Here is a 254-nt window from a genome sequence, read left to right on the forward strand (position 1 = left end):
TGAGTAAATTAATGATATTTCTAGATAATAAAGAAATAATAGAAAGGTAGAGTNNTGAATAATTGAAATTTTTTAAATCATTTCAAACTTTATTAATCATAATAATTAGAACTTAAGTAGCTATTTATAAACACAATCTTTATCTAAAATAGATATGAAAATAGAAATAGATGGTAAATTATTGCACATAATAAAGNNTCAAGTTAAAGAGTTAAAGATTCTTTAGATTTTATGAATANACTTTCTCAAGATCC

Source organism: Candidatus Nanopusillus massiliensis, assembly GCF_920984865.1.